Genomic DNA, 12,568 nt, shown 5'->3' with positions numbered 1-12,568 from the left:
CCGAGTTCCCTCTAATCGTGCAGAAATGATGCGATCAGCGGCTCTACCATGCCGTGCCCATCTTCCAGCACATAGTGACCGGCGGCGGCGAGATAGTGACACCGGGCGTGGGGAAAACGTGTGGTCCATTGCCGGTAGAAATGATCGTTAAAGCAGAAATCCTTGCCTCCCCAGACAAGCAAGGTCGGCGTCTGGCGCTCGGCCAATCGATTGAGGCCGTCCCCGATCTCAACCAGGGTCCGGAAAGACGGGTGGGCCGGAGAAAGCGGGATATCCTTGACGAATCGATGGATGCCGACGCGCTGCCGCCAGGAACCATATGGGGCGAGATAGGCGGCCGCCACCTCTTTGGCCAGCGGTTTTTGCACGGCCATGAAGGTAGCCGGCCAGGCAAATCCGTTGCAACCGCGAACAATCAGTGCACCGAGCAGCGGCCACCGGCAGATCCTGATCCGCAGCGGTATGCGACGGGATGGAAAGGCAGCGGTATTGAGGATGACGAGCCGCTGAATGGACGCGCTGTTTCTGGTCGCATAGCCCATGCCGATGGCTCCGCCCCAATCGTGGACAACAAGCGAGCAGCTATTGATATGCAGATGGTCGAGCAGATACGATATATTGTTAATGTGATTGTTTAGACAATAGTCGTATCCTTCTGGTTTGTCGGACAAACCGCAGCCGATATGATCGGGGGCAATGACCCGGAACCGAGACGACAGGGCGGTGATCAGGTGCCGATAATAATACGACCAGGTCGGGTTGCCATGCAACATGATCACGGCCGGTCCGGACCCTTCATCGATATAGTGCATGCTGCCGCCCGGAGTCTGGACAAAATTTGCAGCGAACGGATAGTCTGGAAACGTCGGCCGCCTCTGTCCGGCATTCATTTGTGTCAAAGCGAGATCGGTCATGACCAGTTCAGGTTCTTGCCGTTTCTGATGACAGCAAGCAGGGTGCGTACGCCGATCCCGGACGGCCCTTTCGGGATATAGGGCTTTTTCGTGAAATCCCAGGCGGTGCCGGCTATATCGAGGTGTGCCCACGGCGTATCGCCAACGAATTTTTCCAGGTACGCCGCAGCGGTTATCGCTCCGGCTTCTTTGCCGCCGATATTTTTGATGTCGGCAACATCTGATTCAATCTGCTTGCTGTACTCCGGACCGAGCGGCATGCGCCAGAGCGGCTCGCCGGTCGCTTCCCCGGCTGACAGAACCTGTTCGGCAAATTGATCGTGATTACTGAATAAACCGCTGCGATGATGCCCCAAACCGATGATAACCGCCCCGGTCAGGGTGGCCAGATCGATCACTCCATCCGGCTTGAATTTCTCGATGCCATAGGCAAGAGCGTCGGCCAGGATAAGCCGTCCTTCCGCGTCGGTATTGACCACTTCCGCAGTCGTGCCGTTGTAGTGGGTAATAATATCGCCAGGTTTGAGGGCAGCGGAACCGGACATATTATCTGTTGCCGGTACAACGCCAATAACCCGCAGGGACGGTTTTTCCGCAGCCACCGCTTGCATAACGGCCAGAACGGCGGCGCCACCGCACATATCGTATTTCATGTCCTGCATGCCGGCTGCCGGTTTCAGACTGACGCCGCCGGAATCGAAGGTAATTCCTTTGCCAACCAATAACAGTGTCCGTTTATAGCTTTTCGGTAGGTACTCGAGCACGATGAGTTTCGGTCCGACAGCCGATCCGCGATTCACGGCCAGAATACCTCCCATGCCGGCTTTCTGCAGATGGCTTTTTTCCAAAACCGTGTACTTCATGTTTTTGCCCTTGCCGAGATCGCGAGCAAAGTCGGCAAACGACTGAGGCGTCCATGAACTGCCCGGTTCATGGGCCATGTCACGGGCGACAATCGCAGCCTGGGCGGATACTGCGGCACGCTTCGCCGCCTTTCTCACCGATTGTCGCTGCGAGGTGAGCAGCGTCAATTCCTCGATCCCGGGGAAGAAGGGATCTTCCGGATCCTGCTTTTTGTATTTGTTGAAGTGATAGTCGCCAAGCAGCACTCCTTCGCAGATCTGTTCAGCACCACGGTCCGTAAGATCGATTAAAAAATGCGGGGCGACGACTGCCACCGACTCGGCCTTGACCTTTTGTGCCGTCCCGGCGATGATACCGCCGGCACAGCGCAGACGCTCCAGGAGCTCGGGTTGCGGTAATTCTTTTTTTAACTCGCCGAGACCGATCAGCAGCAATCGCTTGGCAACAACAGGACCGGCAAGCGATACATATTGGCCGTAGTGTAGGCTTGTCTCCTCTTTTTTACCTTTGAAATCGCCAAGATGAAAAAGATCGGCAACGAGATTGGCAATCATCTCGTCGGCGGTCGGCGGTGCACTCTTCTGTTCGGCGGTCAAAAAGACAAGCAGGGAGGCCGCGCACGCCTGAGGAGAGTGATCAGAGACGACTATTTTGGTGTCTTTCATACAATGATTCCTTTGCAATAGAGCCTTTTGCAAAATTTAGATTTTCGTTCAAAATCAAGACATGCGAAAAATTTTACCGCAGGCATATACATGATATTCCGAGGATAAAATTTTGAGCATAACGCAGAGTTTGGGCGAAAAGATTGTTTTGCAAATGGCTCAATAGTTTGTCCGATTAGCGATGCCCAAACAGCCGACACCACCATACCACAGATCTATACCATCTTCGACTCTGTGATTGATCATATCGATGAACCAACGCGCCTCAATATTTCTCTCGCCGGGCTCCTATCCGGCAGACTTCGGCAGAACCGGGCGACCCGGGAAACTGATTTTTAGAAAAAGACCGCTCAGGTTCCCGGGATCCCTTTTGTATAGAAATAAGATCATCAGGTTACTATTATAGAGGAGCTTGAAAATTCGGAATTTCGTTCAAGATCGAGGCGCATAAGAAAATTTTACCGCAGGCATATGCATGATACTCCGTGGATATAATTTGATTGCGCAACGATGAGATTGGGCGGAATGATAATTTTTCAAGGTTCTCTATAGTTCAACCTCGCCAGGCTGATTGCCGCGACGGCGTGTTTTGTGGGTATCCGCCGGGAAGCCGTTTCATTAGGTAGTGAACTGGAAAACCTGGCACGACCTCCGGGCAGCAGACCGTTGTGGTTGTCGTGTCACCGCAGGTCCGACTGTTTCGGGCGAGCCGTTCTTATCGGTGGAGAAGACACATGTTGCAAACACTCGTCTTGGCTGTTTCCCTGGCCATAATCGTTTCCGCCGTCTGTTCTCTGTGCGAGGCTGTCCTCTACTCCCTTACCACGAGTCAGGTAGAAATGTTGCGAAAATCGGGAGCCCGGGCAGGGACCATTCTGCAGCGACTGCGCGAGGATATCGACGAACCGATAACGGCAATCCTGACGTTGAATACCATCGCCAACACGATCGGCGCCGCCGTTGCCGGGGCCACCTTTGCGAAGCTTTACGGGGACGAGAACATCTTCGTTTTTTCCGCGGTTTTTACCCTATCGATCCTGATTTTTTCCGAGATTATACCGAAGACCATCGGCGTCAGTTATTCGTTTCGGCTGGCATCGTATATCGCATTGCCGTTGCGCTTGATGGTTGTAGTGCTGAAGCCGATTATCATCCTCTGTCGAGCCATCACCCGCCTCATTCCGCAAGACCGGGAAGATGGCATGATTTCCGCCAAGGAACTGCAGACCATCGCCGCCCTGTCCCGGCAATCCGGCCACTTGGAAGAAGCCCAGGAACGAGTTATCAGCAATATCATCGATCTTAAGCAGAAAACGGTCCGCCAGGTAATGACGCCGCGCACCGTGACCTTTTCCCTCGAGGAAGAGATGACTGTCAACGATGCGATGCAGATGCTTGCCCAGTTGACGAGTCACAGTCGGGTACCCGTGTATCACGAAGAGTCTGACAACGTTACCGGTATCATCATGCGTAAAGATGTGTTGCTGGCAGCCGCCCAGCAAAAGCTCGACAGCCGGTTGACCGAATTGAAACGGCCCGTCCACTTCGTTGCCGAATCAATGCCCCTCAATTTGGTACTGATCGATTTTTTCGAACAGCGCCAGCATCTTTTTATCGTTGTCGATGAATACGGCTCAGTAACCGGGGTTATCTCAATGGAGGATGTCCTGGAAGAAATCGTCGGCGAGGAGATCATCGATGAGTCGGATCGTACCAGGGATATGCGCGAGTTGGCCCGCCGACGTGGCCGTTTTTAGGCCACTCACCGGTGCGTGCAATTGTTACTGGACTGCGGTCAGTTCAACGCTCGTGGTAAACGACCGTCCTTCGCGGATACAGGTCAGCTCGACGGTATCGCCAACCCGGAATGATTCGAGGACGGTACGGATATCATCATAGGTGTGTACCCGGGTGCCCGCCACCTCGACGATGATGTCGCCGAGGACAATCTCGCCCAGGTGCTGTCTAGTCGCTTGCAGGCCGGCACGTTCCGCCGGTCCGCCGGGCTCGACTTCCCGGATCAGGATGCCGTCGATACCGAGCTGCCGGGCGACCCGCTCGTCGACCAGTGTCGCGCCGATCCCCGGCTTGATCAACCGACCGTGTCGAATCAACTCCGGGATGACCCGATTGACTTCTTCTACCGGGACCGCGAAGCCGATACCGGCGTATGCGCCCGACGGGCTGTAGATAGCCGTATTGACGCCAATCAACCGACCGGCGCTGTCGAGCAGCGGTCCGCCGGAGTTGCCGGGATTGATCGCCGCATCGGTCTGGATAACGCCGCGGATGGTCCTGCCGGTAATGGCGGTTATTTCTCTATTCAATGCTGAAATGATGCCGGAGGTGATTGTCTGGTCCAGGCCGAACGGGTTGCCGATGGCAAAGACCTTCTGGCCGACCAACAGGTCGCCGGCCGCCCCGATCGGGATCGGTCTGAGCAGTCGCTCGGGAGCACTGACCTGCAGAACGGCCAGATCCTTGTCCGGTTCCGCGCCGATCAGCACCGCTTTGTGCGTTGATTGATCAGCCATGGTGACCTGGATTCGGTTGGCATCCGAGATGACATGATAATTGGTCACTACCCGCCCCTCGTCATCCCAGACAAATCCGGATCCGGTGCCGGCCGGAATTTCAACTGCATTGAGGGAAAATAGACTGCGCCGCAAGGCGATGCTGGTGATATAAACGACCGATGGCGACGTGTTGCGAAAGATCTCGATCGTGTTTTTTTCGTCTTCTGCCAGATCCCCGCGTGCCGTTATCGCCCGCGGCTCGGCGTTGTAGGTGACGGGGCGCCTGATGGAGTCGCCGAAGATCAGCCAGAGACCGACGGCAACCAGCAGCAGCAGGATAAACGGGTTGATTCGGGACACGGTCATCTGGCTCCAATAATAAGGACACTGTTCCGGTTGCTGGTAGCGCTGCTCGCTTAAAGTCCGAGGATGAGTTTGGCTGAATAAAAATACATCAGAACGCCGACTATATCGATCGCCGTCGTGACAAATGGCCCGGTGGCGATTGCGGCGTCAAAATCGAATCGTTTCAAAACCAGTGGGATCAAGGTCCCGAGTGTTGCCGCCATGATCATGGTACAAAAAATGGAAATGCCGACGACCAGGCCGAGCAGCTGCATTTCCTGATGGAGAAAATAGGACAGGGCGCCGAGGAAGAGGCCGTAAATGAAGCCGAGAATGACCCCGACCCGCATCTCCTTGAAAATAACTCTGAACAGCGCGTTCATATTCACCCGGCCGGTGGCGATGCCGCGGACGATAATCGTCGAGGATTGTGTCGCGATATTGCCGCCCATGCCCATGACGACCGGAATGAAGGAGGCCAGTGCCAATACCTTGGCCAGCTCTTCTTCGAAGGACCCTATGATCACCATCGCCATTACACCTCCGAGCCAGGAGGCAAAAAGCCAGGGGGCCCGCAGCATGGCGTTTTCAAAAGTCGATTTGAGAAGGATTTCCCTGTCTTTACCGGCACCGGCCATCTGCAGGAATTCTTCGGTGGCCTCCTCCCTTATAACATCGATGATATCGTCGACGGTAACGATTCCAACCAGATTGTATGAGGAATCGACGACCGGTACCGCGAGAAAATTATACTGTGAAACAACATGGGCGACTTCGCCCTGAGTGGTGTCGGTGTTGACCGATATCACATTGGGATTCATAATATTCTTAAGCTTCATGCCCGGCGAGTTCATCAACAATTCGCGAAGCGAGATCACGCCGGCGAGTTTCCCGTCGCCATGGGTGATGTAGAGATAGAAAACCATTTCCATCTCCTCGCTTTTTTGCTGCACGATAGCGATCGCTTCGCTGACCGTCAGGTACTCGTCCAGACTCATGAAGTCGGTGGACATCAGGCCGCCGGCAGTTTCCGGGTGATACTTGAGCAAACCCTCGAATTCTTCCCGGTCCTGCTGCTCCATATGCCTGCGGACCTCATCGGCCAGCTCGACCGGAATGGTCTCCAGCAGGTCGACGGCATCGTCCGTTGCCATGTCGGAAACGATATCGGCGAGATATTGGGGAGTGAGCTGTTGCACGAGGGCGATCATGATGGCGTCGTCCAGTTCGCTGAGGAATTCACCTACCTGCTTGGTCTGGGCGATGATGTTGAAAATTTTCTGCCGTTCGTCTTCGTTGAGATGCCGAAAGACCCAAGCCATGTCGGCCGGATGGGTTTTTTCGATGAGCTTGAGCAAATGGCCGGTGGCTCCCCGACGATTGAGCCGTCGCACCATGTCAAGCAGGACCATCCCTTCATTGCCGAGCAATTCCCGTTTTGTTTTTTCACCCTGCAGCATGGCCATGGTCGAATCTCTCGGGGCAGATATTAAGCTCCCTTGCGGCGAACAAGGACAACCTGTATAATAACGTCCATCATTTATAGTCAATACAGTTCTATTTGCACGCCATTTCTCAAGCGCACACAGCGCGCCGAAGAACCAATCAAAAGACCTGCATGCACCGTCCGTGTAGCATCCAGCCAGCAGCTATTATTGGATCATGTATCACAACGAACCTCTGACACAACAAGATGTGGTGAAACAACTTGATGAAGCATGCGCATTGCACCAGTCCGGCGCATACGCCGAGGCTGAGGCGCGCTATCGTCGCCTATTGTCGCACCTTCCCGACTGTTGGCAGCTGCTGTACAATCTCGGGCTGCTCCTGCACGATTGCAAGCGCTACGATGAAGCCACCGAGAGCTACCGTCGCGCGCTCCGTCTCGGCATTGAAGACGGTGATCTCTACTTTAACCTTGCCTTGACCTGTAAGCAACGAGGTCACCTCGATGAGGCGATCATTTATTATCAAAAAGCGCTCGATTTGCAACCCGAGGACAGTGATTACCGCTATAATCTAGCCGGCTGTTACCTTGCCGATGGCCGCCACGACGCGGCCATCGCTGCCTATGAAGCGGTGCTCCGGTTCGACCCCGGCCATCTACCAGCGCTCAACAACTTGGCGTATCTTAACCATATAACAGGAAAGATTGAACGTGCCATCGAGCTCTACCAACTCGTGCTGACGCTTCGTCCGGACAGTCCCTCCGCCGAGTACATGCTGGCCGCCTTGAGCGGGGAGCGGCGGATTACCGCTCCGGCAAACTATGTTCGCGACATGTTCGACCAGTATGCCGATCACTACGAATCAAGTCTGCTCAGCAACCTTCATTACAGCGTCCCGAACCGTCTGGGTGCGCTGGTAACATCGGTTACCAGCAAAGAGGTGTTTTCCGGTATGCTCGATCTCGGCTGCGGTACCGGTTTGATCGGCGAGCGTTTTCAGGACAGTGTTGAGCAACTTCATGGCATCGATCTTTCCAGGAAAATGATATCTCTTGCCGCCAGCAAAAATTGTTATGATGCTCTTTACGTAGAAGAGATTGAGCAGTTTCTCCGGCAGTGTACAGAACGTTATGACTTGATTGTTGCCGCCGACGTTTTTCCCTATGTCGGTCAGGTAGATAACATATTGCAGGGCACCAGAGACATCGCCACCGACGACGCCTTGTTCTTTCTCACCATCGAAGAATTGACCGGCAGCGATCGGGCACTGCACCTCGGTCCAAGCGGCCGATTTGCCCACGCGGACCACTTTATTAGACGCTGTGCCACCGATTGCGGCTGGACGGTGCTTTGTGCGGAACGCATCCCGCTACGAAAGGAGCGTGACCAGTGGGTTGCCGGTATCATCTACGGACTGAGTACGTCTCCTCGGTAGTCCGGTTCAGTCTATGGCCGGTGCCCCGCCGCACAAACGCCAAAACGTACGTTCCTGCCGGGGCTTCAAAAGGAAGCAACTATTGAAAGGAAACGTCAGGAAAACAAGGAGGTTTTCTGTACGACCCAGCAAATCAGGAGCCCACCACCAAGAGAGATAAAGCCAAAGACTCGCATGGTTGCAGGCGGCAGCTCGCTTAGCGTGAGCAGCCATTCCCTCATCTTTTCGGGAGCGACCGCATACGGCAATCCTTCAACTATCAAAACCATCCCCAGGATGAGCAGCAATAATTTCATAACATACAATTGATTTACCGACCGGCCTGCAGCCAGTCGGTAAATAGACTATTTATATTTACAAATCAGAGCCAATAAGGTATGAAAAAGCTCTCTTCCAATCGGCAGTCAGTGAATATCAGAAACCGTCTCATACAATCGATTTACCGCTCCGTCTCCTTGAGCAGGTATCAGCGTAAACCGGCGATGGGGATTTCGCAATCATCATTTTTTTTCACTACCAACGATCATGACTGAAAACAAAGGTTCTCAAAAATATCGCGAAGCCGGCGTCGACATCGACAAAGGCAATGCTTTTGTCGATGGTATCAAAAGCATTGTCGCTTCCACTCAGCAGCGAGGCGTTTTAAACGAGGTCGGCGGATTTGCCAGTTTTTATGCCATTGATAAAAACGCCTATACCAACCCGGTACTGGTCTCTTCCACCGACGGTGTCGGCACCAAACTGGCCGTGGCCATCCGTTGCAACAGGCACGATACGATCGGCATCGACCTGGTCGCCATGTGCGTCAACGATATCATTGTCAGCGGGGCCAAACCTCTCTATTTTCTCGACTACTTTGCCGTCGGTCAACTGGACCAGGAAATGGGTACCGATGTCGTCAAGGGAATCGCCGAAGGCTGTCGCCAGGCCAGGTGTGCGCTGGTCGGCGGCGAAACAGCCGAAATGCCGGGACTCTATCAAGACAAGGACTACGACTTGGCCGGTTTTGTCACCGGCATCGTCGACCGGGATGAAATTATCGACGGTTCGATCATCAGAGTCGGCAACAAGATCATCGGGTTGGCTTCCAACGGCTTGCACTCAAACGGTTTTTCGTTGGTTCGGAAAATCTGTTTCGACGATCTCGGCCTCTCCGTAGATGATAATATCGAACATCTCGGAACGACGCTCGGTGAAGAGCTGCTTCGGCCGACCCGGATTTATGTCCAGGCGATATTGAACGTGGTCAAACACTTCAAGATCAACGGTATGGTGCATAATACCGGAGGCGGTTTTTACGACAACACTCCTCGCGTCCTGCCCCAGGGGTGCAAAGCGGTCATCAACAAGTCGACCTGGCCGGTTCCCCCAATTTTTTCATTTCTCGCCGAAAAAGGAGGCGTGGATGAGACGGAGATGTACCGGACGTTCAATATGGGGATCGGCTTCATGCTGATCGTCGAGGAGCGCTCCCTCAACGATATCATGCAGCAACTCACCGCGCTCGGCGAGACACCGTATTATATAGGCGATATTTTACCGGGTGGCGACGGTGCTCCGTCGGTTGAACTGATCGACTGAAACACCGCGATCAACAAGGATGGGCCTATTTGAGGTTCTTCTTCAGACGCATGCACACGCGCGGTGCATCGATATGGTCTCTCCTCGGGAGGCGACGGATGGCGCCGCTGTAGGGCGTCTCATGAAAGTTTCCGGGGAAAACCACGAATGGCCGAACGAGGGTGGGCTTTAATCCGGACAAACCATTCATTGCTAGACGGCAGCACAGTCTGCCGGGGAGCCTTTGATCTTGTCCAAGGCATGATGCAAGGCCGGCAGAACGACGCTGATATTTTCCAGGGCCGCCTTACGACTGCCTGGAAGATTGATGATCAGGCTGCCACCCCTGATTCCCGCACGTCCCCTGGATAAAACCGCCTGCGGCGTGATGGCGAGACTCGTAGCCCGCATTGCCTCGGCGATCCCAGGCACTTCCTTGTCGAAAAGCGAGTCCATCGCTTCCGGGGTAACATCCGATGGCGACACCCCGGTGCCGCCGGTAGTCACAACCAGATCGGCACCGTCTTCGTCGATCGCCCGTTTGACTGCGATGATGATCGCTTCGATATCGTCGGCAACCATGGAGTAGTGACAAAACCGGTATCCCTGCCGGTTCAAAAGTTCCTGCAGAGCCGCCCCACTGGTATCTTCCCGTTCACCGCGCACGCCCTTATCGCTCATCGTAATGACGGCATAACGATACGTCGACCGATCGCCTAGCCGGCCCTGTGCTTCAGGACTGTTCTGCATTGCGTGCAGCAACCACTTTCTCGGCGATTTGCGCCGGAACTTCCTCATAATGAGAGAACTCAATGGAGAATGATCCAAGTCCGCCCGTCATCGAAGTCAACTCATTGGCATAGGTCTGCGACTCGGCCATCGGCACCTGGGCAGTGATTATTTCACCTTTTGGGGACGAATCCATCCCCATGACTTTGCCGCGGCGCGAGTTGAGATCGCCCATGACATCTCCGACACTATCCTTGTGCACCGTAATCACAATGTTCATGATCGGTTCGAGCAAGACCAAACCGGCTTCCGGAGCTGCTTTTTTAAAGCCGAGCGAACCGGCGATTTTAAACGCCATCTCCGAAGAGTCGACCGTATGGTAGGACCCGTCATAAAGTACCACCTTGACATCGGTTACCGGATAGCCGGCCAGCACCCCTCTCTCCATTGCCTCAATGATGCCTTTCTCGACAGCTGGTCGGTACTGCTGGGGAATAACACCACCGACGATCTGATCGACGAACTCGAACTTCTCACCGGGGATCGGTGAGATCTCGATCCAGCAATCACCGAACTGACCGCGCCCGCCGCTCTGTTTCTTGTGTCGTCCCTGGGCCTTGGCGCTGCCGCGGATGGTTTCCATGTATGGTATTTTCGGCAGGCTGAGTTCCATCTCAACGCCGAACTTTTTCTTGATCCGGTTGCCGACTACTTCAAGATGCACCTGGCTCATGCCGGAAACAAGCGTTTCTCCGGTCTGCTGCTGCCGAGACATCTTCAGAGACAGATCTTCGTCGAGCATCTTGCTGATCGAACCGAACAATTTTTCCTCTTCGCCCTTTTTCGCACTGACTGCATAGGTGATGACCGGGGCGAGCGGATCGGGTGCCGGCAGGATGATCTGGTTGTCGGAGTTGCAGAGGGTGTCACCGGTGGTTGTTTCCTTCAGTTTGGCGACAGCGACGATCATCCCCGGGCCGGCACTGTCAACGGGCCGCTGCTCTTTTCCCTCGATGAGAAATAGGTGCCCGAATCGCTCCTGGCATTTCTTGTTCGCATTATAAAACGATTCTCCAGACAATGTTCCTGAAAATACACGGAAGATTGTCAGTCGGCCGGCATATGGATCGGCCATGGTCTTGAAAACCAGACCGGCGAAGGGTGCATCGGCGACCGGAGCGCACGTCAACGGCTCGTCACTGCCGGGTTTGATACCCTGACGCGGTTGACATTCGGCAGGTGACGGGAGATAGTCGTTGATCAGGTCGAGTACCGCCGCGGTCCCCTTGTTCAGTGTTGAGCTGACCGGGCATACCGGTGAAATTTCACCGGCAAGGACTGCCTTTTTCAGACCCGCCACCATTTCCTCTCTGCTCAGTTCCCCTTCCTCGAGGAATTTTTCGATTAATTCCTCGTCGGTTTCGGCGATGCTTTCCATCAGCGACTCGCGTTGTACTGCCACTTCGTCGGCGAGGTCATCGGGAACTCCGGTCTCCTTGAGCCCCCCCTTGCCAGTATCGTCGAACAGATAGGCGGTATTTGCAATGAGGTCGACGATGCCGTTAAACTGATCTTCCGCTCCGATCGGCTGAAAGACCGGCACCGCTCTGAGCGGCAGTTGATCTTTGATCTGCTCGACCGTCTGCGCAAAATCGGCCCGTTCCCGATCCATGTTGGTGATAACAATCACCGACGGAACGGAGTTATCGGCGATCAGGTCGGCAAATTTTTTCGTCTGCCCGCGGACACCGGCCACCGCCCCGATAGCAAACAACGCACTATCACATATATGAGCAGCAAAGATGGTTTCGTTGAAGAAGGAGTCTTCCCCTGGTGTATCGATCAGGTAGACATCGTGCTTCTTCCACCTGTAATTGTTAAAAGAAGTACTGATCGAAATGGTTCTGCTGATTTCTTCTTCGTCGAAATCCATACTTGCACTGCCGTCATCCACCTTGCCGAGTCGGTTGATCTTGCCCGCAGTATACAACATGGCCTCAGCCAAGGAAGTTTTGCCACTATTTCCGTGTCCTATCAGTGCTACGTTCCTGACCATCGTTGTATCCTGCATCTGATTCTCCTCGATTTCTCT

General features: G+C 54.3%; 10 protein-coding genes. 3 read left to right on the top strand and 7 right to left on the bottom strand.

Features of this window, described 5'->3' with window-relative positions; translation table 11 throughout:
- Positions 1-11: 11 nt before the first annotated feature.
- Together BUC26_RS04995 and BUC26_RS04990 are read right to left on the bottom strand one after the other, a co-directional pair.
- Positions 12-812, bottom strand: a complete 801-nt coding sequence (locus BUC26_RS04995) for an alpha/beta fold hydrolase (protein ID WP_244155790.1) — start codon at positions 810-812, stop codon at positions 12-14.
- A 98-nt stretch (positions 813-910) separates the two neighbouring features.
- Positions 911-2,443: a leucyl aminopeptidase gene (locus BUC26_RS04990; protein ID WP_073373855.1), complete on the bottom strand. Its 1,533-nt coding sequence runs from the start codon at positions 2,441-2,443 to the stop codon at positions 911-913.
- 734 nt (positions 2,444-3,177) lie between these two features.
- Here BUC26_RS04990 and BUC26_RS04985 point away from each other — a divergent pair.
- Positions 3,178-4,200 (top strand): hemolysin family protein, encoded by a 1,023-nt coding sequence (locus BUC26_RS04985; RefSeq protein ID WP_084540459.1) that lies wholly within the window; start codon positions 3,178-3,180, stop codon positions 4,198-4,200.
- A 24-nt stretch (positions 4,201-4,224) separates the two neighbouring features.
- Here BUC26_RS04985 and BUC26_RS04980 read toward each other — a convergent pair whose 3' ends face one another.
- Together BUC26_RS04980 and mgtE are read right to left on the bottom strand one after the other, a co-directional pair.
- Positions 4,225-5,325 carry a S1C family serine protease gene (locus tag BUC26_RS04980; RefSeq protein WP_073373853.1) on the bottom strand — a complete coding sequence of 367 codons (1,101 nt, stop codon included), beginning with the start codon at positions 5,323-5,325 and terminating at the stop codon, positions 4,225-4,227.
- Positions 5,326-5,375: 50 nt separating this feature from the next.
- Positions 5,376-6,770, bottom strand: a complete 1,395-nt coding sequence (mgtE, locus tag BUC26_RS04975; protein WP_084540458.1) for a magnesium transporter — start codon at positions 6,768-6,770, stop codon at positions 5,376-5,378.
- 196 nt (positions 6,771-6,966) lie between these two features.
- Between mgtE and BUC26_RS04970 the strand changes: the two genes are divergently transcribed.
- Entirely contained in the window at positions 6,967-8,187 is a 1,221-nt protein-coding gene (locus BUC26_RS04970) for a tetratricopeptide repeat protein (RefSeq protein ID WP_073373851.1), read from the top strand.
- A 95-nt stretch (positions 8,188-8,282) separates the two neighbouring features.
- Here BUC26_RS04970 and BUC26_RS04965 read toward each other — a convergent pair whose 3' ends face one another.
- Positions 8,283-8,483, bottom strand: coding sequence for a DUF2065 domain-containing protein (locus BUC26_RS04965; protein ID WP_073373849.1), 201 nt, complete (start codon positions 8,481-8,483; stop codon positions 8,283-8,285).
- Positions 8,484-8,712: 229 nt separating this feature from the next.
- Between BUC26_RS04965 and purM the strand changes: the two genes are divergently transcribed.
- On the top strand, positions 8,713-9,768 hold the full coding sequence (gene purM / locus BUC26_RS04960; RefSeq protein WP_073373847.1) for a phosphoribosylformylglycinamidine cyclo-ligase: 1,056 nt from the start codon (positions 8,713-8,715) through the stop codon (positions 9,766-9,768).
- Positions 9,769-9,960: 192 nt separating this feature from the next.
- Here the strand turns inward: purM and BUC26_RS04955 are convergent, their stop codons facing one another.
- Together BUC26_RS04955 and fusA are read right to left on the bottom strand one after the other, a co-directional pair.
- Positions 9,961-10,497 carry a MogA/MoaB family molybdenum cofactor biosynthesis protein gene (locus tag BUC26_RS04955; RefSeq protein WP_073373845.1) on the bottom strand — a complete coding sequence of 179 codons (537 nt, stop codon included), beginning with the start codon at positions 10,495-10,497 and terminating at the stop codon, positions 9,961-9,963.
- Positions 10,481-12,547: an elongation factor G gene (gene fusA / locus BUC26_RS04950; RefSeq protein WP_073373843.1), complete on the bottom strand. Its 2,067-nt coding sequence runs from the start codon at positions 12,545-12,547 to the stop codon at positions 10,481-10,483. The genes BUC26_RS04955 and fusA overlap by 17 nt, the downstream gene beginning before the upstream one ends.
- Positions 12,548-12,568: the final 21 nt, after the last annotated feature.

The organism is Desulfofustis glycolicus DSM 9705 (genome assembly GCF_900130015.1).
GTDB lineage: Bacteria > Desulfobacterota > Desulfobulbia > Desulfobulbales > Desulfocapsaceae > Desulfofustis > Desulfofustis glycolicus.
This window is presented reverse-complemented; position numbering and strand designations above follow the sequence as displayed.